21 protein-coding genes are annotated in these 21,213 nt (G+C 59.3%); 19 read left to right on the top strand and 2 right to left on the bottom strand.

Going from position 1 to position 21,213, the window contains the following annotated elements:
• Positions 1-105 precede the first annotated feature (105 nt).
• From LXE91_RS39155 to LXE91_RS39140, 4 genes are all read left to right on the top strand, one after another.
• A complete protein-coding gene (locus LXE91_RS39155; RefSeq protein WP_046543949.1) occupies positions 106-531 on the top strand; it encodes a hypothetical protein in 426 nt (141 codons plus the stop codon).
• Positions 532-675: 144 nt separating this feature from the next.
• A complete protein-coding gene (locus LXE91_RS39150; RefSeq protein WP_135370850.1) occupies positions 676-861 on the top strand; it encodes a hypothetical protein in 186 nt (61 codons plus the stop codon).
• 228 nt (positions 862-1,089) lie between these two features.
• Complete coding sequence (locus LXE91_RS39145) at positions 1,090-1,383, top strand: hypothetical protein (protein WP_046543947.1); 294 nt, start codon at positions 1,090-1,092, stop codon at positions 1,381-1,383.
• 29 nt (positions 1,384-1,412) lie between these two features.
• Positions 1,413-1,547 (top strand): hypothetical protein, encoded by a 135-nt coding sequence (locus tag LXE91_RS39140; RefSeq protein ID WP_256093624.1) that lies wholly within the window; start codon positions 1,413-1,415, stop codon positions 1,545-1,547.
• Positions 1,548-1,837: 290 nt separating this feature from the next.
• Here the strand turns inward: LXE91_RS39140 and LXE91_RS39135 are convergent, their stop codons facing one another.
• On the bottom strand, positions 1,838-1,975 hold the full coding sequence (locus LXE91_RS39135) for a hypothetical protein (protein ID WP_006400880.1): 138 nt from the start codon (positions 1,973-1,975) through the stop codon (positions 1,838-1,840).
• A 48-nt stretch (positions 1,976-2,023) separates the two neighbouring features.
• On the opposite strand from LXE91_RS39135, the gene istA reads away from it, so the two are divergent.
• The 14 genes from istA (at position 2,024) to LXE91_RS39065 (ending at position 17,302) form a co-directional block, all read left to right on the top strand.
• Positions 2,024-3,574 carry an IS21-like element ISBmu3 family transposase gene (gene istA / locus LXE91_RS39130; RefSeq protein WP_012213865.1) on the top strand — a complete coding sequence of 517 codons (1,551 nt, stop codon included), beginning with the start codon at positions 2,024-2,026 and terminating at the stop codon, positions 3,572-3,574.
• Positions 3,575-3,589: 15 nt separating this feature from the next.
• Positions 3,590-4,339 carry an IS21-like element ISBmu3 family helper ATPase IstB gene (istB, locus tag LXE91_RS39125; protein ID WP_009687279.1) on the top strand — a complete coding sequence of 250 codons (750 nt, stop codon included), beginning with the start codon at positions 3,590-3,592 and terminating at the stop codon, positions 4,337-4,339.
• A gap of 102 nt (positions 4,340-4,441) precedes the next feature.
• Positions 4,442-5,326: a hypothetical protein gene (locus LXE91_RS39120; RefSeq protein ID WP_046543946.1), complete on the top strand. Its 885-nt coding sequence runs from the start codon at positions 4,442-4,444 to the stop codon at positions 5,324-5,326.
• Between the two features lie 211 nt (positions 5,327-5,537).
• The gene (locus tag LXE91_RS39115) at positions 5,538-6,962 is read left to right on the top strand and encodes a recombination directionality factor (protein ID WP_046543945.1); all 1,425 of its coding nucleotides are present in this window, start codon (positions 5,538-5,540) and stop codon (positions 6,960-6,962) included.
• 125 nt (positions 6,963-7,087) lie between these two features.
• The gene (locus LXE91_RS39110; protein WP_052760144.1) at positions 7,088-8,437 is read left to right on the top strand and encodes a metallophosphoesterase family protein; all 1,350 of its coding nucleotides are present in this window, start codon (positions 7,088-7,090) and stop codon (positions 8,435-8,437) included.
• Positions 8,322-8,996, top strand: a complete 675-nt coding sequence (locus tag LXE91_RS39105; protein WP_082139529.1) for a phospholipase D family nuclease — start codon at positions 8,322-8,324, stop codon at positions 8,994-8,996. The genes LXE91_RS39110 and LXE91_RS39105 overlap by 116 nt, the downstream gene beginning before the upstream one ends.
• Before the next feature lie 242 nt (positions 8,997-9,238).
• The gene (locus tag LXE91_RS39100) at positions 9,239-9,577 is read left to right on the top strand and encodes a hypothetical protein (protein WP_135370849.1); all 339 of its coding nucleotides are present in this window, start codon (positions 9,239-9,241) and stop codon (positions 9,575-9,577) included.
• 231 nt (positions 9,578-9,808) lie between these two features.
• Positions 9,809-9,961 (top strand): hypothetical protein, encoded by a 153-nt coding sequence (locus LXE91_RS39095; protein WP_158077536.1) that lies wholly within the window; start codon positions 9,809-9,811, stop codon positions 9,959-9,961.
• A 145-nt stretch (positions 9,962-10,106) separates the two neighbouring features.
• Complete coding sequence (locus LXE91_RS39090; RefSeq protein WP_052760142.1) at positions 10,107-10,574, top strand: hypothetical protein; 468 nt, start codon at positions 10,107-10,109, stop codon at positions 10,572-10,574.
• A 246-nt stretch (positions 10,575-10,820) separates the two neighbouring features.
• Positions 10,821-13,247: a coiled-coil domain-containing protein gene (locus tag LXE91_RS39085; RefSeq protein ID WP_046543941.1), complete on the top strand. Its 2,427-nt coding sequence runs from the start codon at positions 10,821-10,823 to the stop codon at positions 13,245-13,247.
• Positions 13,248-13,357: 110 nt separating this feature from the next.
• Entirely contained in the window at positions 13,358-14,134 is a 777-nt protein-coding gene (locus tag LXE91_RS39080) for a hypothetical protein (RefSeq protein ID WP_135370848.1), read from the top strand.
• The gene (locus tag LXE91_RS39075) at positions 14,131-15,312 is read left to right on the top strand and encodes a hypothetical protein (protein ID WP_046543939.1); all 1,182 of its coding nucleotides are present in this window, start codon (positions 14,131-14,133) and stop codon (positions 15,310-15,312) included. The genes LXE91_RS39080 and LXE91_RS39075 overlap by 4 nt, the downstream gene beginning before the upstream one ends.
• A 102-nt stretch (positions 15,313-15,414) precedes the next feature.
• Positions 15,415-15,960 (top strand): single-stranded DNA-binding protein, encoded by a 546-nt coding sequence (locus LXE91_RS39070; protein ID WP_046543938.1) that lies wholly within the window; start codon positions 15,415-15,417, stop codon positions 15,958-15,960.
• Positions 15,961-16,141: 181 nt separating this feature from the next.
• Positions 16,142-17,302 (top strand): DUF7146 domain-containing protein, encoded by a 1,161-nt coding sequence (locus LXE91_RS39065; RefSeq protein WP_046543937.1) that lies wholly within the window; start codon positions 16,142-16,144, stop codon positions 17,300-17,302.
• Positions 17,303-17,482: 180 nt separating this feature from the next.
• Here LXE91_RS39065 and LXE91_RS39060 read toward each other — a convergent pair whose 3' ends face one another.
• Positions 17,483-19,330: a phosphoribosyltransferase-like protein gene (locus tag LXE91_RS39060; protein WP_046543936.1), complete on the bottom strand. Its 1,848-nt coding sequence runs from the start codon at positions 19,328-19,330 to the stop codon at positions 17,483-17,485.
• Between the two features lie 822 nt (positions 19,331-20,152).
• On the opposite strand from LXE91_RS39060, the gene LXE91_RS39055 reads away from it, so the two are divergent.
• Positions 20,153-21,211: a tyrosine-type recombinase/integrase gene (locus LXE91_RS39055; RefSeq protein ID WP_082139528.1), complete on the top strand. Its 1,059-nt coding sequence runs from the start codon at positions 20,153-20,155 to the stop codon at positions 21,209-21,211.
• The last annotated feature ends 2 nt before the right edge of the window (positions 21,212-21,213 follow it).

Here is a 21,213-nt window from a genome sequence, read left to right as displayed (position 1 = left end):
TCCATCGGAGTCCTTCCCCGACCGACTGTCCGGAAAGGACGGGTTGCCCTCAGACCCTCCTCCGCTCTCCAAGTTTTTACGCGCCGATTCGGCAATGGAGAGTAAATGATGAATGCGAAATCGATCTACGCTACGCCGTCAAACCTCGACCGTGTGACCTCCGCATTTGCTTCGGCGATGTCGGAGTTCAGCAATGGAATGTGGATTCCGTTTGCCCTTGTCTGCGCAATCGGGATCGGGTTCTGGTGTGTCGGACACGCTCTCGAATCTGATGGATGGGTCGAGCTGTACCAGATCGGCGGCCAAGCTGCTCTCGACGGCTACTTTGCGACGGTTCACGCCGCCAAGTTGTCCATGTGGGGGCGAATGGCCGAGGCCCTTTCAGGTCGCTCGGTTTCCATCGGTGGCGTCTGGCAGGGGATCGGCCTTTTCATCCTCTTCGTAATCGTCCCGGCGTCTTCCGTTCTTTGCCTGATGGGTGCTGCAATCGCTGCATTCCTTAAATCCGGCTTGCAGACGAGACGTCGCTAATCGAAAACGGACTTTCCGCCCCCTCTGGGTGGCGGAAGTTCACTCATGCAGTCCTTGCTGCGGATGCACCATCCGCACCAGGTACGACATGTGCCAGGGAAGAATCTCCAGTTTTATGCGCCGCTACGGCACCAGGAGATCATCATGAACCAGCAACAAAAGCCCCGTCGCTTTAAGTGCATTCATCCCTCACTCGGAATCATCAACCTCGCAATCGTTCCGACCGTGCTCTCGTTCCGCCTCTTGCGCTATGGGTTCCGTCTTCTTGCAAAATTGAATGGCAAGGTCTATCGCATGGCAACCCGCGTTGAACTTTGGGCGACCAAGTAACTTTCACCTGCAACTACGTGTAGCAGCAACATTCCCCGGGGGATGTTGCTCGCTGCACCCAGATGTGGACGTCGGCAAACCGTACTTTCCGCATCGCCACGAAATCCTCGGGAGTGCAAGGACAGGATCTCTTGTCCTTGCCCACTCGGGCTCCAGTTTTTCCAGCCGTTCACCGGCATCATGTCAGGTGGTTTTCATGACTGGAGCAACCTAAATCGGGAGAAGTCAATGAGCAAGGATCATCAGCTCAGGGAAGAAATCCGAGAGTCAGTGGACGAGGGGCTGATTGTGTTCGTACGCTTTCTGGCGGACGTGGTCCTTATCTCTGCACTCTCTCTCGTAATCGGTGCATCTGCCTTGCTCCTCGGCCGGGTTTTCGACGGCGTGGAGCAAGTGACCCATGATCCGCTGCAGGCACATGTCCTGTTCGCGTTTCATCTCATGATGCTCGCCCTGCACGTAGCCGCCGCCCTCTGGGTTGGCATTCGCGGCCTGAAAAGGTTCGTGAAGCGGTTTGCGTGACAGGTCCACAACTCTGAAGGAGGAAAAGCGTGAGCACGTACACGAAAGCGTTTGTCGACGAGTTGGTCGACTTTGCGCACGAGTTGTCCGAACCGCTCAAGCCCGTTGCCCGCGCCATCATGGGCGTTCTCGGGCTGGGGTCGAAGCCGCACCTTGCGGACTAAACCCCTGCAATTAAAAGTCACGGTAGGATAGACGTGGCCCTCTGTGGACCTGCCATTCGGCAGGTCCAACTTCCCAACCCGCTTTCGCGCGGCCCCTATGCACGCCCATGCTTCGAGTATGGCCGTGCCCTCGGCACTCCGGTTTTTCACGCCTGAACTGGCATTGACTGGAGATAAATTATGAGCATCATGTTGCGTATTTCGGCGAGCGTGATCAGCGATTTCGGTTGAACGTGATCAGTGGTTCCGATTGATGGTGATCGGTCGTTTCGGTCGAAGGTGATCACTTATCACCGGTTTCCGAAACGAGCGATCATCTTGCCGAAGCGGGTGATCACGTTCCCGGAATGAGTGATCAGCGAACCGAAACAGCTGATCACGCGACCGAAACGGGATAGCCGTTCCGGCTCGGCGGTGGTGTTGCGCATGTGATCAACGACGGGCGTTAGCCTTGATCCTTTTTAGGGGACAGGTTGATGCCGGCACATCGGATGAGCATGCGCAAACTGAAGGAAGTACTGCGGCTGAAGTGGGCGTGCGGCCTGTCGCACCGCCAGATCAGCCGCGCGATCGGCATCAGCGTCGGCGCCATCTCGGCATACGCCGCCCGCGCGAGCGCGGCGGGCCTCGACTGGGCTACCGTCGAACCGCTCGCCGACGACGAGCTCGAGATCAGGTTGGACCTGCCGGAGGAAACCGCGGTCCCGACCCGCCGGGTCGAACCGGATTACGCGGCGATGCACCGCGACCTGCGCCGCAAGGGCGTGACGCTGCAACTGCTCTGGGAGGAGTACGTCGAGGCTCACCCAGGCCAACGCACCTATCGCTATACGCAGTTCTGCCAGCGGTACAAGGACTGGGCTGCGGCGCTGAAGCGCTCGATGCGCCAGCAACACCGCGCCGGCGAGAAGCTGTTCGCCGACTTCGCCGGGCAAACTGTGCCGATCCTCGGTCGCGACGGCGGCATCGCGTTCAAGGCTCACGTGTTCGTGGCCGTCCTCGGCGCCTCGAACTACACCTATGCATGTGCGACGCGTTCGGAGGCCATGCCCGACTGGATCGGCAGCCTGATCGACGCGTTGGAATTCTACGGCGGTGTCCCCGAGCTGCTGGTGCCCGACAACCCCAAGGCATTGATCGCCAAGGCGGACCGGTACGAACCGGTGCTGGGCAACACCACGCAGGACTTCGTGAACCACTACGCGACCGCCATGTTGCCGGCGCGGCCGCGCAAGCCGCAGGACAAGGCGAAGGTCGAGGTCGGCGTGCAGATCGTCGAGCGCTGGATCCTCGCACGGCTGCGCAACCACCGCTTCTACAGCCTGGCCGAGCTGAACAAGGCGATCGGCAAGCTGATCACCGACCTGAACCGGCGTCCGTTCAAGAAGCTCGACGGCAACCGCCGCGAATGGTTCGAGCGGCTAGACCGCCCGGCGCTGCGCCCGTTGCCGACACGCCGATACGAGATCGCGACCTTCGTGAAGTGCCGCGTCAACATCGACTACCACGTCGAAGTCGATCACCACTATTACAGCGTCCCGCACAGCCTCGTGCGCCAGGAAGTCTATGCCCGCGTGACGCGCCACGGCGTCGAGATCTTGCACCGCGGCAAGCGCGTTGCCGCCCACGCCCGCAGCCGACTCCGGAACAAGCATACGACGTTGCCTGAGCATATGCCGGCGGCGCACCGCGCCCACATGGAATGGACGCCAGGCCGGTTGTTGAACTGGGGCGCCTCGGTCGGTCCCGGTGCCGAGGCGATCGTCAAACATCTGTTGACCAACCGGCCCCATCCCGAGATGGGGTACCGTGCCTGTCTCGGACTGCTGTCGCTCTCGCGCAAGTACGGCAAGGAACGGCTGGAAGCCGCCTGCCAGCGGGCGCTCGTGATCGGCTCACCGACCCGCCGCTCCGTGCTGTCGATCCTCGAATCCGGCCTGGACCGACAGCCGATGCTCCCGATTCCGCCCGCCGAATGGCATTCGCCCGATCACGAGAACGTGCGCGGGCCCGAGTATTACCACTGACCCAAGGAGGTCGCAATGTTGATGCAGCAAACCTTAACCCAGCTCAAGTCCCTGAAGCTCGACGGCATGGCCCGCGCGTTCGAGGAACAAACGGCGTTGACCGCCAGCACCAGCCTGTCGTTCGAAGAGCGCTTCGGCATGGTCGTCGAGCGCGAGCTCGCCTGGCGCGATACCCGGCGGCTCGAACGGCTGCTGAAGTCTGCGAAACTCAAGAATCCCCAGGCCTGCATTGAGGACATCGAATACCGGCAGAGCCGCGGCATCGACAAGAGCGTCGTCGCCGCACTTGCCGGTTGCGACTGGATCCGTAACGCGCAGAACCTCATCCTGACGGGGCCGACCGGCGCAGGCAAGACGTGGATTGCGTGCGCGTTCGGTCAGCAGGCCTGCCGACAAGGCTTCTCCGTGATGTACGTCCGCGTTGCCCGGCTGTTCGAGGAATTGAAGATCGCTCACGGCGACGGCAGCTTCACGCGGCGGCTCGCGCAGCTCGCCAAGATGGACGTCCTGCTGCTCGACGACTGGGGGCTGCAGGATCTCGATCAGGGTGCCCGAAACGATCTGCTCGAAGTGCTCGACGATCGCGTTGGCACGCGCTCCACGATCATTACCAGCCAACTGCCATTGGAACACTGGCACGCTTGGCTTCAGGACCCGACGCTCGCCGACGCGATCCTCGACCGGCTCGTCCATCAGGCCCACAAGCTGCCGTTGAAGGGCGAGTCGATGCGAAAGACCAACGCCAAGCAGTCCTCCGCATCCTGATCGTGATCACCTTCGCTATAATCCATTGACCGCGCAACACCACCTTCCAAACTGATCACGTTCGCCGAAACGCCTGATCACCATCACCGAAATCCGCACATCATGTCGTTTCCCGAGCGCGGTCCCTGGGGCAACGCGAAATGGCGCGGCAACTGCAGCGGCCATGTCTACCGGCGACTGTTCGAACAGCTTCTCGGCCGCGTCGAGCACGCTGTGTTTATCGATCCGATGATGGGATCCGGGACCAGCATTGAAGTCGCGACCGAGATGGGTATCAAAGCCTATGGACTGGACCTGCACCAGGGTTTCAACATCCTGCGCGATTCAATTGTGGGAGTTACCGGTGAACCTGGGCATCTTGTCCTGTCCCATCCGCCATACCACAGACTGATAGAGTACAGCGGCATTGTGTGGGGAACCGAAGCGCACCCGGATGATCTGTCACGCTGCGCCGATGACGAAGACTTCCATCAGAAAATGCATCTCGCGATGCTCAACCAACGTGAAGCGACTTTGCCGGGCGGCTACTACGGTTGCATTATCGGGGACTGGCGTCGAAATGGCGTATACACCTCGTACCAGGCGGAGATCATCGCGCGGCTCCCCGCACAGGAACTCGCCGGCGTGCTCATTAAGGCGCAGCACAATGCGTCGAGCTCGTTCAAGAGTTACGGCAAGCTGGACCTGCCGTTCATCATGCACGAGTACATCGTACTGTTCCGCCGAAAGACTGGGACGGTCCTTGCGGTGTTGGGTGCGATGGCCAGTCAAGCGAAGGCAAGGCTTCAAGGAACGTGGCGAAACATCGTCCGATCGGTCCTCATGGGCCTCGGCGGTACTGCACCGCTTGCGGCGATCTATGATGCCGTCTCGGCGTCTACTGATCGAATCAACACCAACAGCAACTGGAGGGAGAAGATCCGCCAGACGCTGCAAATCTATCCGGACTTCAAGTCCGAAGAGCGGGGCGTTTGGGGCCTCGCCTAATAGACTCAGATTCCAGGACGACGGCCCCTAGGGCCGTCGCTTCCTGACCCTCATCGCAACGCATCAGCAACTTCCCATGTACGGCAATGGCACCGCCATCGCCGTGCGCTCTTCGCACGCCTTCCATCAATCGCCAGCACTGGCATGAGGATCGAAAAGGCACTTTGCCATCGATAACCCGAACGGACGCACGTCCAGGAAGGCAGCAACCATGAAACCGACAAAGTCGATACTCTCGGAGCGCACCACGACGAATTTCGCCGGACCGCGAGCATCCGGAAAGATCCGGTGCGGGACGAAAGTCCTGACGGCCGCCGCAAAGCAGAACGAAACCGCTGTAAAGATCTACAAGGACGGTTTGGCCCAGCAACGTCGCGCGTCCGCGATCGAGAAGGAGATCACGGCTGCGACTGGGCTGAAAAACCCGATGTACCCAGTTAATACCCAGGCATTCCATCTGTCGATTGACGACTTCGTGATGCCGATCCTGCCTAAGGTGATATTGGATCTGTACGGCGAAACCGTGAACGGGGCGCGTGAGCTTCGGATGTTCCCGGTGTTCTTTCACAGCAACGAGCTCTTTGACTTCTTTCCCCATCGCTTCGAAAGCAACAGTGGAAAGGACCGCTACCGCTCAGCGTTTAACGACAACGGCGATCGCGTTTGCGAAGTTCTTCCGGACCTCGATCCGAAGAAGGTTGCTGAGCAGCGCCGCGCGGGAGTGAAGCGACTGCCGCCGAGAGATTGGACGGTACGGTCACTATGCGAGCCGCGGACATGCCAGCAGTTTCAGGCCGGCCAATGTCAGTTTCGAGGGACGTTGAAGTTCTACATTCCCGGGGTGGTCGGACTGGGTGTCGTAGCAATGGAAACGAGCTCGGAGTATGCGGCCGAGAACATCTGGTCAACGCTCGACCAGATCCGAAACACCCTCGGCCACATCCCGAACTTCAATCCTAAGGATCCGGACAAGCCGGTCTTCTACATCACCAAGGTTCAGGAGGAGCGCGCGTATTTCGACGGCGATGGTAAGCGCAAGGTCGGTTTGCAATGGGTGCCGCGGCTTGTCCCCGCTATTGACATCGCTTCGATGCTACACCAGGGCCGAAATCTGGCGCAGCAGATCGCACCAGTTGCCTGGCTATCGCAAGCTCCAATCAACCATGACGCCCCCGAAGCTGTGACCAGCAGATCTGCAGAAGTGGTCGACAAAGACGGTGCCACCGTCGCCACCGATCGCATTTCGCAGCTGCAGCGTACGCTTGAAGAGATCTTTCGGACGGGGGGATGCAGCAGGGAGCTCGCCCTTCGATATCTCGACCACAAGTACGGCGCCGGCTGGGACAAGAGTGTGGATCTCCTTGGGAAGGCCGTGGAAGGCATCACTGCGCTGACCCGGTACAAGGAGAACGCCGACGTATATCTGGAGTCCCGTCTTCTGGCTGTGGACTATCGGATCCCGCAAGAGCTGTTCGACGTGTACGCCAAGCATATCCTCGGCAACTGGGAACGTAGCTTCCCGAAGATGCGCGATCTCATCGCGCACATCACGCAACTGTTCGCAAATAGCGAGCGTCAAGGCATTGTTGCCATGGAAGCTGCATGTGCGGCCATGGCTCAAGGCGCGCACTGTTAGCGGAAACGGCGTCCGCCGTGGGTTTCCTCCTCGAAAGAGGAGGCTTCCCGATGTCCTCGAATCGGGACATCGGCAAGCTGTTGAACTCCCTTTTATCAGCCACGTAGTGGCAATCGGGAGCACTCATGAACCAGGAACAGGAGGGCAGCGTACGAGTCGCTCATCTCAGCGACTTGCATTACTCAAACGGGAATTTGGTCGAGGCTGACAGATGCTTCGACCATGCAGTAACGAGGGTGATCAGCGAAGGCGTCGATCTTGCGATCATCTCTGGGGACTTGACTGACCATAAGCAGGACGCCCACTCGACCGCGCTTCTTCGGCTGATGGGGGCAATCAGACGTCTTGCGGACCACTGCCCTGTGTTGATCTTGCAGGGCACGTTCTTGCACGACTACCCGGGGATGCTTGCGATCTACAGATTCGCCGGAGGCAAATTTCCTGTTGAGACCGTCGACCGGATCGGGCAGGTGGCGTTGGTGGGAAACCAGTGGCGGTGCTTCTCGGCCGGCGATCCGCTTGATGGCGTGCGTCTGCTCGTGTCGTGCATTCCAACCGTGAACAAGGCCGACCTTGTTTCCTCGGTAGGCGCCCAGCACGTATCAGATGCAATGGGTGATGTGCTTGCGGGACTGATGCAAGGAATGTTCGCCCAGCAGAACCTCGCAGCGCGCGCCGCCGGTGTTCCTACCGTCCTGGTTGGACACGGCACGGTGAGCGGCTCGATGACTGAGCACGGCGTGCCTATGGCGGGTAAGGACCATGAGTTTTCGCTTGGCGGCCTGTATGCAGCACAGGCATGCGCAACGATGCTTGGACACCTGCATCGCCACCAGTCCTGGCAGCGAGTCATCGCCGAGTTTGTTCAACGCGTGGCGTACCCAGGGTCCATCGGGCGCTTCCACTACGGCGAAGAAGGAAAGAAGGGCTTTCTCCTATGGACGGTTGCGCCAAGCACCTGCGATTTCGTGTTCCACGAGACGCCGGCCCGCGAGATGGTCGACCTCATCTTTGAAGGGGCGCCGGATATGACCTGGCTTTCAGAGCAGGCCGGGAGCTGCGTTGGCAAGTTCGTTAGGGTTCGGTATTCCATTGACGCCGAGATCGCCTCGACAGTCGATAAGCAGGCCATCGAACTCGCTTTGACGCGTGCCGCGGAGGTGCGCATTGAACCGCACCTGCTTTCATCCCAGCGGCAACGCTGCAGCGGCATTTCGACCTTGCCGACATTGGCGGAGAAAGTAGAAAAGTGGTGCGACTCGACTGGAAACGATCCATCGCTCGTCGTACCTCGAGTTCGTTTGCTTCATTCGGGCAGCGCTAAATCAATCGCAACAGATCTCATAAAGGAAATTTTTCATGAAGCAGAAAGTCTCTCTCGTGACCATCGCGATGGCACTGGCAATGTCATGGGTTCCCGCGCAGGCGCAGACTCTGGACTCGCTCCTACGTCCGGTCGAGCACTTGCTCACTAGGGCTCCGAAGCAGGTAAACCACTTCACTCGCGCGAAGTACCAGAGTGACGTTGGCGAAGGAGTATCTGAGCAACATGCGTTTGAACCCGGGGCGACGTGGGACTGCGGCTTCTCGCCGGAAGGCGGCGCGAGTTCCCGTGTGATCCGAGCGATCAACGAGGTCCGGACGCGCCCTGGGAATGACGCAACGATCCTCGTGGCGGCTTACGCTTTCACGTCCCTACCCATCGCACGAGCACTCATCGCTGCGCATGACCGAGGCGTGAAGGTTGCAGTCGTGGCAGATGCCACTGAGAATCGCAAGCCAGCCTCAAAGGTTCGAATGCTGATGGAAAGCGGGGTCGCTGTCCGGTTCGACAATCGTCTGCAGATGCTGCACCACAAGTTTCTGGTGCTAGACGGAACCGCAGTCGAAACCGGTAGTTTCAACTTTACGAAGGCAGCCGCGTCGGAACAGCACGCTGAGAACGCGTGTGTGTTCCGAAACTCGCCGCAGATGGCCGCCACATTTACCGGAGCATGGCAACGCCTCTGGCGCGAATCGGACCCGGCGTCGTAACTCAACTTCAACTCAATGTCGAACCGCCCCCCCTTAAAGGGGGGGTGGTCGATGTTTCACCTTGATCGCCTCTCGTCGTTTCTGATAGACTTTCTCCAGCCGTTCGATCGGCATTCTCTTCAGGCATCAATCTCTGCATTCGTTTCATGAAGTCGGGTGTGTTTTGCTAAGGTACTTGCCTAAGCTGAGCGTCCCGCGCTCGCTCCTTTTCAATCGCCTCTTTAGGCATTCGGGAGCTCATCATGAACGCCAACCTCAAGCGCAACATCCGTACCGGAATCGCAGTTTTCATCGCTGCAGCCGGCGCCATCATGTGTGGCAACGCCATCGCACAACAAGTCAATCAAGATAATTCGAAGCGCGTTTCTGGTACCGTCGTGCGCGTTAGCCTCGCACCTACGTCCAATTCGAGCTTCCCGGACCTCGTCGTCTGTGCAACCACTCCTGGCCCTGTCGAGGTCGGAGTGCGTGGTGACGATGGGCTCTGGTATAAAGTCACCGTCGACAACGACCATCAACCTGCAATTGGCGCTACCGTGAAGATCGTGGCAACCAGCAATGGCCCGCGCCTCGCTCAGTAGGCCTGGCAACTCGTACAAGGCAGACCGGATTTCCGGCTCGCCTTGTACGAACCTCACCGCCGACCGACCAACTTCGAAATGCACTAGACGCGCATCCGCCTGCGTCCTTCTCAACGAATCTCGGGGTTGAAGCCTATTCGATTTTCCTGTGCCCTTGCGGCTCATGAAAATCGCTCCGACCTGTAGCGATTGCCTCTTTTCTACGCCTTTCAGGCAGCTAAGAGGACATCGATGAATTCGCAAAATCAAATCCGCAACACGCCGGCCCGTCAGATCATCAGCACGACGCCGCTGCGTTCCGTAATCCACCTCAACGGTTGCAAGCTCACGGAAGTGTTTGTTGACGGCTCCTGGGTCTGCATCAAGGTCGAGGAACTGAGCTGAACCACGCAACAGATCGAAAGTCCCTCTTTAAAGGGGCTTTCGATTCCTCCCACCAGCACACCTTGCAGCTGTGCCGAGGTAGCGCCCTCGCCACAGCCGCAGTCCTCCTTTATCACCGCCCTGACGGGCAAGAGGAGAACCATGAATGTGCAATAGCCGATATGTCCAGTTCCCAAATGGGGAAATCGTCCCCATCTCCGCTGACAACCGAGTCGTCGCGGTTATCGAAGCGGACTTCGAGGACATCTTCGCGATGTCCGGTACCGATCTCCAGGGCTGGCTCGCTGAGATGGTTACCGGGGAGGACACTGGCCTCTCCAATGTCAGTTTCCGGCTCATCGAAATCCCTGATCCCCAGACCATCAAGATCGAGGTCGTTGGCACAATTGCCGCCGTCGAGGTGACTGAGATTGCGGGCGGCGACATTCCAGAGCAGGAGTTCGAGATGCGCGTCACGCGCGTCAGTTTCGGCTCGCGAGTTGTTCGCGTGTCTGCCAAAACCCTTGATGATGCGCGATGCCTCGCAAGTGACGACGCGGGCGATCATACGTACAAGGAAACTACTGCCGTCTACCTCATCGACGGCCAACCGGTGAAGCATACGCTAGCTTGACGGCGGAAACCGCAGCGCCGAAAGGCGCTTTCGGTCGGCTAGCGTCGCTACCTAGGCCGGTTCCTTGCAAGCCAGATCCAACCTCGTGTATCGTTAGCGACATACGGCCGCGCTGGCGGCAATCATGACAAATCGCAGAAGCCAATTCCCCATGCTCCAGGGCATGCGCGATGGTTCTGCGTCGATCCCATCGGAAGCACACCACGCTGATTTCTGAATAGCCGCGCCGCGGCATGGAGATCGCAAATGCAACCCTCATGGCTGTTTTTGAGGGGGTTCGCCGGGATTCTTTCCGGATGTGGAAAATCTCAAATCACCCTTGATCTGTCGGTCATTCCCGAATGGGCAACGCTTGTTGCACTGGTGGGCATGACCGGGCAGGGGAAGACGACGGTCCTGGATAACCTGCATCCGTACCGACTCATGCCATCTCGGTGTGTCGGACTCAGGCCAACTTCGTTTTCGTATTGGGACGAGATTGCGGAACCCCTCGCACAGAAGCAACTCGACTGGTCGCACGATGGTGTCACATACCGTTCTGACCTCGTCTTTCGTGTCACCGGGAAGACTCGAACGCAGCAGGCCTTCCTCCATCGCAAGGACGGCGACAACTGGGTGCCGGTAGTGCTGTTGGATGGCACCACCGCAGACGGTAGCGCCGCTGTCTACGATCGTTGCATCGAAGTGATCCTCGGCCGGCCGGAAGTATTCTTCACAACGCACTTTGCGGCGCAGCGTCGAAAGCTCCTGGGCGACTATGAGCACGCTGATGTGAAGTCCCTTCTTAGCGCATGGCTGGGCCACGACGAGCTTCTTCGTGACAGTGCCACCGCTGGCGAGGTTGCCAACCTTCTCCGCGATACGCTTGCAGACGTTCAGGCGCGCATCCGGGACGGCGCGGAAATCCGAGCGGCCGCCGCTACTGCAAGGGAAGAGGCCCGCCGCCTGGTTGGTGAAACCCAGGTGCAGGAGGCGGCGCTTGCTCGGGCAGAGCATGGGTTACAACAAGCCCGGGCGCGGATCGTACAGCTCGAGTCCGAGGCAGCCGGTGCCCTGCAAGCAGAGGCGCAACGCAAGCAGTTGCTCGACCTTATCGAAAGCGAGAGTCACCGGGCCACCGCCCGCGTGTCAGAACTTCGAGGTGTCGCCGCCAAACAGGTTGCCTCCCACCAGCAACGAGAGGCAGAAGCGGAAGTAGCCATTCAAACGCTTCAGAACGAGATCTCGGACGCCGAGGCAAGGCTGCTGGTGATCGACTCGCGAATTGCTGAAGAGAAGGTTGTTCGCGACGCCGTTGGCCAAGTCGGCCCGCTGCAGTCCAGACGAGTGGAATTGACCGGCCGTCTCGATGGCATCCGTCAGCAAGTCGTCTCCCTTCGCCCGTACCGGACGAAGGCAATGGGGCTCTCGGTGGATCTTGCCAAGGTCGCAACGGAAGGGAAGTCCGCAGGTGAGCGCATAGCGCACCTGAAGACAGTAGCCGGGCTAGCAGACCGCGTGCCGTGCGCTGGACAGAATCTCGCCGCCAGGTGTGAACTGCTGAAGGATGCTCGTGACGCGCGGGAACGGTTGACCGAAGTCTCAGTCATCCTGGCCAACCACCGCAGGCAGTACGCTGCGATCAATAGCGAGCTTAGGGCAGCTGGCGTTGAAGTAGGCAAGCTCGACGCTCTCGAATCTCAGGATGCGACAGTAGTCCATGATTTGGAGGCAGTGATTCGAAGTTTGGATCGCATCGCTCCAGTCGCGTCGCGGTCGCAATTGGTCGATGACGCGAAGGCGTCTCGTGCTGGGATTGTCCAATTCCTTAACTCGAGGAAGTCATCGCTGAACAACCTCGTGGCTCGTCGCCCAGTCACCAAGGCAGAGATCGAGTCAGTCACGAAGTCCCTAGAGGCCTCAATCGAGCAGGTTCAGCAAGCGTGCCAACGCTCCGTGGCGGGCTACCAAGCCCATCTACTGAAGTTGCCGGCAAGTGCAGACGCCTCCGTCCGTGAAAGCGCCGAGAAGGCTCTTTCGGAAGCTCAGGCACAGGTGCATCGAGTCGGGCACGAGATCGCGCGGTTGCGGTCCGAGTCCCTCAAGGTGCACGAACGCATCGGTCGAGCGGATGCTGGGGTAGCAGAACTTGGACCTCTACAACACGCCGCCGATAGGCTGGGACAGGAGATCGAGAACTGGGAACTCGCGTCCCAAGCACTTGGACGTGACGGCCTGGTCGCTTTCTCGATTGACGACGCTGGACCTGGAATTGCGGAAATCGCAAATGACCTTCTGGGCATCTGCTACGGAGGACGGTTTTCGGTGCGCTTTGAAACGCAACGAACTCTGCGCTCTGGTGCTCTGCGCGAAGGATTTGAGGTCATGGTCCTGGACGGAGACGATGGTAGAGAGAAGCCCGTCCAACGCTTAAGTTGCGGGCAGGGCGTCTACGTGAACGACTGCTTGATGCGTGCTGTTGCGCTCTATCTAGCGGGTGCGTCGGGATTCCGATCCGACACGCTGTTCTCTGATGAGACGGATGGTCAGCTTGACGAAGAAAAGAAGCGCCAGCTTGTGCTTCTGAAGCGTCGCGTCATCGAGCGCGGGAAGTACTCGCGAGAGTATTTCGTGACCCATTCCAAAGAAATCCAAGGGTTGGCCGACTACGTGATTAACGTAGCCGATCTTTAAGCCTCCCTCGAAAAACCCTCCCGGGTTTTTCCCCAGCCACTCGGTTGGGGAAAGGCTCCGGCCTCGCTTCCCAGTTTTATTCGGCCTTTCTGAGGCATAGGGGAAGCATCATGAACCTGGAATTGTTTGGAGACGTAGCGGCTCCCCCGTCGGTGGCGTTGTCCCCCATCGTCGATCCGTGTCCACTGGTTGACGTGTGGCCGGGCAACGAAACGGAAGAGCTCGCTGATCGTCCGCTCGGCAAATCGGTGAAACGTGGGAGTGTTCCGCGCGTCGTAAAGGCAGCGCAGAGTGTGTGGGACGTGCTAATGCGTGACGCACGCCGGCGCATGTACGAAAAGGCGACGCCGACTGACCTCCAACCGACGATTCGTCGCACGGAGGTTGCCGGTGACGATGACATAGACGACACACAAGTCGCCGGTTCATTCGAAAACCTCCTTTGCCGCATTGAGGAGACGGATGGTCCCGAACTGGTGATGTGTAAGTTGATGGGCAACCTGATGTGGAACGACCTACGAGCAATCGTCAAGCGTCGAAATGTCGTCGCGGACACTGGCCCGGATCTCTTCGGTTTCGAGGGAAAGGACCAGGACGAGCTACGCATCTACGACGCCATGCAGTGGATCTACGCGTTTCAATCCGCGTGCCCCGAGCAGGTCATTGATGGCGCCATTGTAGTCGACGTACTGGTGCCGTTTGATTTCGTCTGCGAACGGTTGGGTTGGGATGCCGAGTGGATCAGGCGAGTCGCGGCTCGCTGTCTCCACGGCCATTTCGGCGGATTGCTCCGTACGATCCAAGCCCTGGGAAACGACGGCTTTTTGCTCAAATGTGAGCGAAAGCTCGAAGACTACGTCGATGTAACTGGCTGGAGGAATCAATGACAGAAAGCACCAACACGCGCGTGACGGACCCGCATATTGGGGTCTTGAACGTGCTGCCGGTCGGATTGCTGGTCGTCTTTAAGGTACTGAAGCTGACGTTCATCGCCCTCCGTGGCATTGTTCGTTCGCTCAGGACCGAGAGGATGGCAGTGAGCCAGCCAAAGCAAGCAGAGGCCACGGTGCGCACTGAGCCAGCTCCTTCGAAGCTGAAGGATGCAGCGGACGAACCGCCGGCGCGCGTCATTCGACGCTCGACCGGTGAACGTCCTGCGCCTACGGCGGCCGCCGCGGAGGTGAAGGAGACGATCTGGCAGAAGAAGCCCTCGATTCGAGTTGCCGACCGGCACGCGATCGCGGATCTCTCAGGCAAGCAATATCGCTTCTCCGTGTATCTCGCGGAGAACGAGATCCAACGCCTCGAGCTCGGCCGGGTGCGCAGGCCGCTTTCCGCGTTCACTCGCAGCATGGCCGCAAGCGAAGGGGTCGCATTCACTCTGGAAGAAGCGATCGAGTTCACCCGCAGGGAGTTGGCTGCAGCGCGGCGACGCGGGCCCGGTCGAAAGACTGAGTCGCGGCCCGTAACGCAGTCGGAGACGACTGAGCCGACACCGGCGCAACGGACCGAGCCTCCTTCACGGGGGCCAGGCCCGGCGCCGCTGGTCGACGAGGAAGCCCCCAACTGGATGGACATTCCGTGTTTCGACGAACTCAGTTCAGAAGCATCGAATCACCGTCCGACGTCGGAGGCCCCTCCGGTAGCGGAAGCTGAAAGCGTAGCCGCACCGCGCGCTCAACCACCGATCCAGCGCGATCCGCCGCCACCTCTACCGGATACGCGCGCGTCAGGAGGCGACGAGCTCGAGGAAGGGCCGGTTGACTTTCGAGGCGCTCGTCGTGCCGTTGGAAAGGTCGTAACTCTCGGCGAGGTCGTAGTGAGGCCGGAGAAGAAGAAGCCGTATCAGATCTACGCGATCACATTGAAAGATGGAAACGGCGATGAGCAACAGTTCAGAGGCTATGAACTCGCCCAACATGTTGAGAACAATATGGTTCGCCTCGGCGACACCATCAGTTTGAAACGTGGCAGGCAACAGTTCTGGGTAACCAGAGCGGGGGTCCGCACGGGAAAGCAGCGCAACATCTATGACTTTCAAGTTGTCGACAGAGCACGTCGATAGTCGTTTCGGAAGAAGTACTGGAGGAACCGGCGCAGCATCCGCTGCCCGGTTCGACTAAGGAAGGCTTACGCGCGGTCTCCAGAGAGACCATGGAGGAGTGGCATGGCATCAGTGAACAAAGTGATCCTCGTCGGCAATCTCGGCGCAGATCCGGAAGTGCGACATCTGCCGAGCGGCGACGCGGTCGCGAACATTCGTCTCGCGACGACCGATCGCTACAAGGACAAAGCATCAGGCGACTTCAAAGAGATCACCGAGTGGCATCGTGTCGCCTTCTTTGGCCGCCTTGCGGAGATCGTCAGCCAGTATCTGAAAAAGGGATCTTCCGTCTACATCGAAGGCCGCATCCGCACGCGGAAATGGCAGGGGCAAGACGGCCAGGATCGCTACTCGACCGAGATTGTCGCTGACCAAATGCAGATGCTCGGCGGCCGCCCGAACAACCAACGCGAAAGCGACGGGGACCATGATGGCGGCTACGGCGGCAGCGAGCGCGGTTCATCGCGTTCCACGCGACAGCAACAGCCGGCAAGCGGTGACTACGCTCGGCAGTCACGTGGGGGTGCCGCATCGCAGCAGGGGATCCGACCGTCGACAAGCGGCATTCCTGGTGGATTCGATGAGATGGACGATGATATACCGTTCTAACCACATGGAATCCTAAGTAATTTTTTCGCTGGTAAAAACCGGTCAGAATGAGAGCGGTCTGGTTCGACCGCGGATCGCCCCTACGGGGGCTTTCCTGATGTGCGCCTCGGCATCCATCAGGAAGGCTCATGGTGAGTCTTCAGCCTTTCTATCCGCCATTCGTTGGCAAGAGGCATACACCATGAACGATTCGAAAGAGCGAGTCGACGTTGATTCGATCGACTGGAAGAATGTGCTGCCGTATTACGTGCAAGACGAGAAGATCCTTAGCGGTAAGTGGGGACCGTGCCCGTTCTGCACCGGTAGTTCGACGTTCCGAGTAATTTGGGATCGTCGGGGAAAGGGTGGATCCGGTTGGTATTGCGCAAAATGCGATACCGGCGGGAACCTTCTTGGAGTTATTCACGAAGTCACCGGCAAGCCCATCGCCGAGATTTTTTACGAGCTAGCGACAAAGCGTTACAACCAGGGTAAGGCGCCCTCTACCTTTGTCCCGAAGGTACGCGTGCGGAAGGAGAAGAGCCCCGAGCAACTGCGTGCTGAACTTCGCAATACGTGGGAGCAGAGCCTTCCGATCACGGAGGACTCCCCAGTCTGGAAGTATCTATGTCACCGCGTGCCCGGCCTACAGCTGGATTGGCTTGGCCCAGATGTCCGACATCACCCCGGGTTGACGTACCGGGGGCACGATGGAAGAGATATGGGGAAGTTTCCGGTGCTGTTGCAGCGGCTGGTTGCCGCCGGCGACAAGACGGCCCGGACGCTTCAACGAATCTACCTGACGCCCGACGGCGAGAAGGTTCCATTCGTCGATGCGAAGGGGAAGCCGGCCGCGAAGAAGCAAATGTCATCACCAGATGGTCCGGCTGGTGGCTCGACTCGGCTCAACAACGCCGTTTCGCGCACGCTGGCGCTGACTGAAGGTGCAGAAACGGGCTTTGCCGTTGTGGCCAAGTACGGGAATCGAATCGAAGTACGCAGCATGCTGGACTGTGGCAATCTCGGCCGTGCGGACCTCGACTGGAGCAAATACGACACCATCTTTATCTACGCAGATCGGGATCGCGAGCAAGAGAAGAGAGCAAAGAAGGGCGACGAGCGGGAAGGTGAAGTCGTGAAGATCCGCCCAGGCGAGTACCATGCGGGCCTACTGGCCGAGAAGTTGCGGGCGATGGGCAAGCGAGTCAACGTGATCGCGTCAGTTCAGGAAGGTGTCGATTTCTGTGACATCTGGAAACTGCAGTACGACCGTCGTGAGAAGCGTCTCGCCGATCGTGCAGCGAGAAGGGAACAAAAGGAGCGTCTGCGCCAGCAGACGGGGACGTTTCGTCAGGCAGCGTGATGATGCGACGTTCGAGTAGGCGGCCCCCCAGTGTTATGGGGTGGCCGCTTTTTTTGGCGGATCCTCCCGACCAGCCGCAGTCGATACGACTTGCACTCTCAATTGACCCGCATCCTAGGTGCAGCGATGAATCGCGCTTTGACGCGTCGCACGCGATCTCGCCGCGATCGTTAAGCCTCCTCAGTCAAAGCCTGGGAACAGGGGGTTCCAATGGAAGTCGCCCGACGATCGCTCCCACAACAGCGTCAGGGTTGATTTGGGCACGTTGTACGGGAAGACAAGTAAGCGCTGTCTGTCCGAGAACCCAAGTGCACTTTCGCGACGGCGCTGGTCCGACCAGCCTTTTGCCGTCGACCGACGCTCGAGAATGCGGTAGCCGACGTCCTCGCAGAAAGCCTTCATCTCATCCCGCTCATCTTCATTGAGCCAGCCGACCGGACCAAGGGGGTCGAAGATCCTCGAGCGAACCGGCTCGATGGTGCCGAAGAGCACCTTGGCACGGTCCGGGTCGAGGCCCACTGCCGCATACTCTTCTCCTGCGAAGCGGGTCATTCCGTCGTCCATTGCGACGCCGTACGTAAACCGCAAGTTCCGATTCCTGAGGCGCCGCTTGTCACTCGCCGTCAGCTTCTGGGCGTGCACGGTGTGGTGGCTTTTTGTCACTCGCGTGCCCATCAGGTCACCGAGCGTATTGAGGCCTTGCGTTCCGCTCAACAAACAATCGTCGACTATGTAGATAGACCCATTAGATGGCGTCGCTGCGAGCGCAGCGGGGAGGTTTGGCTCGAACTTTACCGAACTCGCGAGGGCAGAGTGCGCCACCAGATAGTTCATGATCGCTGCGCTTCCCGTGTGCTCTCCAAATGCGGAGATCACAAGCTCTTCTCCACCCGATCGGTTGAGCTCCGCGGTGAGGAGACGCTCAACGGACTGAGCAAGTTCCCAGAGGCGATAGAATTTGACATGTGTCAGCAGCCGAATTGCGCCGCGGATTCGCTGAGTACTTCCAAATTGTAGGATAAAGTTCGTCGCACTCTCTACTGAGATCGGGACTCTGTATTCTGAAAATCTCCTGACGAGCTCAACAACTAGGTTCTGTTCGACGTAGCTCAACGCAGCGAGACCCGAGATTTCCGCTCGCCGCATGGTACTGAAGACCTCAGCGTCCAATTTGTCGACCATCCAACGGAAGACCCACTGAGACGGCGCAAATTCTGCTTCGAACTCAGAGTTTCCCGCATCGTGAAAGACCTCTCGAAGGTCAGCTAGGACGTTATGACTAAATCCAAGCTTGGTGCCGAATGGCTTGTCGAGGTCATAGAACCGCTGAAGGAATGCCAACATGAGGGCGGCGAACTGCACTCGTACATTTGATCTCGTCGACGCCCACTTGCCAGGACCGGTGTGCCGGAACGCATTCAGGAGTCTGGAGCCGGTCGCTGCGCTAACGCCAACCTCCACGACCTGCGCCGTGACTAAGTAGGTGAAAAAGAGGAAGTTCTGGTATGCGAGTAGGTCGGCGCTATAGTCGGAGCGAAGCCGGGTCGATGTTGCATCGATCACGTCTTCAAGAATATTGACGAGTTCGGTGCCGACCTTCGGTGCAATGCTTCTCCACTTCAGTATCGGGGCCAAGAGCAGCGAACACGTACCATGCGGCGCCGCCTGTCCCGGCTGCGGGTATACATCCTTGGCGACATACTCCCGAAAGCGCCGAAATAGCTCCGTCAGGTGCTTGGGCTTGACGTCAGATGCCCGAAGCCCGAGGACGTAGTCACTGTAGAGATCCAGCTTATGGAACCGCTTGATCTCATCCGGCACGTCTACGATCAACCGGCTTGAGCCGGCGCGGATGGCCCTCCATTTCCGAAACGTTTGCCCTCGGGGAACAGAGGGTTTCGTCGCGTCTACCTGGACCTTCAGGTCCGAGATTGATATGAAATGCCACGGAAGACTGAGGTAGTGGGTCCGGCCGATCGTGTCGGCAACGGTCGTGTGGTCTATTTTGGGGAAAAGTTTTGAGCTCATCGACAGAGCTTAAAGCATGCAGCCGCATGCTGGCCACCGGAACACCCGTCCGCCGACTGCGCTAGCCGGAGCACGCCACAATTAGCTCCCCACCCACGTAGACCTGCCGGTACGAAGCGTCTATCCAACCGTCTACGCGACGGCAATGGACGTCAGCAACGGCCGCACGGAAAGCCCTTGCGACTCGAGCCAGCGGTTCATTTCGCCCCGAGATACGTGGCCACCCGAGACGGGCGCCGGGATGAGAAAGCAACGAGCGAAGTCCGTCACTACCTCCTCAAGGAACTCGTTTGACCAGAACGACGCTCTCCAATCGGGTCGTAGAAGCGTCACCACGCGCCGAGCAAGCTCACAGGCGTGTTCGGAGTCCGGGCCCCAGGGTAGCCCGTGTGCAGGCCACAGGGTGCCGTCACCAGGTAGGTTCGTACGCCCCATCTCGGCGGCCCCGCCACCAGGTCCGCTTACGCTGAGCTCAAACACGAGCCCCCAGGAAAGGAAAGGGGGCAGCGATGTCGGCGCCTGCCTATCGACCAGGCAAGCTGGCACATGGGTATGGAGAGAAACGATCTGAAGCGCGGAACGGGGACTCACTCGACCACCATGGATACGGAGATATTTGGAGGATAACTGGCCGCGCCCGCCGGGCAAGCTAGCGAGAGGAAGTTAATATACGGCTGGCGCCTTACTCCCCAGCTGGACGGCCCTTCGGGCCAAACACCAGCCACCAGAAGGAGGGCGGCAACTTTCATGCCGACCAAGCAGTTGTAAACAAAGGCCTTTTCCATTACGCTCCCGCCAATAGGCTTCAATCGGGGAGCGGTGATGAATCAACAAGGCCTGAATGCTGGCAATCGCACTGGTGGTGACGGGTGTGGCAAGAGCGTCCGCGCACCGTCCCGTGCCGAGTGGCAAAGCGATCCAGAGAAAGCTTTCAAAGGGTGGGTGGTGGAAGTCGCGACCAGTAAAGGCGATCTCCCGTATTCGGAAAGGAGCCAGCGGCAATACGCCGCGATGTTCCACCGGTTCGCGACGTTTCTCAAAACATGTGGCTCATCGGTCCTCTCGGCAGGTCCCGATGTCATTGAGGCGTATTTGGCGTCTCTCGAGGGCCGCAACCCGTATGAACCTGGATGTGCTGGAAGCCCGCCGCCGGCCAGTAGCCGCCCGGCCACTCGTTCGACGCTCAAACGGCACTCCGACCTGATTGACGACGTGATGAATCACCTCGTTGTCGAAGGGTACCGCACCGAGAATCCCGTGTTTGCCGGGACGCGCAGATTGCCGGGACGCGATACTGGTCCCCAGCTCGTCTGTCTGCCAGACCAGGTCGACGCTCGACTGCAGGATTACCTGCTCAACGTGATGGACACCTCAAGCTGGGCCGGCCGCCGCAATAGGGCGCTGCTGCTGTTGCTCAGTGGAAGCGGGATCACGTCTGGACAGGCAAGCAATGCTCGCCTAAGTCAGTTCATCTTCGACGACGCGGTACCGTCGTTCGAGTGTGTTCCTCAGAATAACGTGGACCACTACCGCGCGCCTCTTGCGCAGTCCAGCGTCGCCGCAATTCGCGAGTGGGTTGAGGAACGCCAGTTGGGGGGCGGGCCGAGCGGAGCTGATCCAGAGGTTGCATTTCCGGGGAAGGGTGGAGGCGCCCTGTCAACCACCCGGGTATATCTCGAGGTTCGGAAGGTACTCCAAGCTATCGAATTTCACGGAAACGACATGGGGCCGCGAGTGCTGCGCAACACGTACGCTCGTCGGCAACTTCTGAATGGTGCGTCCGTTGACGTCGTGGCACGTCTGCTTGGCATCGAGAATCCCCGCAACATCCTGCGCTTGCTGCGAATCACTCCGGCCCATACGGGATATGTTCCGGTTTGAGG

The sequence above is a fragment of the Burkholderia contaminans genome, assembly GCF_029633825.1.
GTDB classification, from domain to species: Bacteria; Pseudomonadota; Gammaproteobacteria; order Burkholderiales; family Burkholderiaceae; genus Burkholderia; species Burkholderia contaminans.
This window is presented reverse-complemented; position numbering and strand designations above follow the sequence as displayed.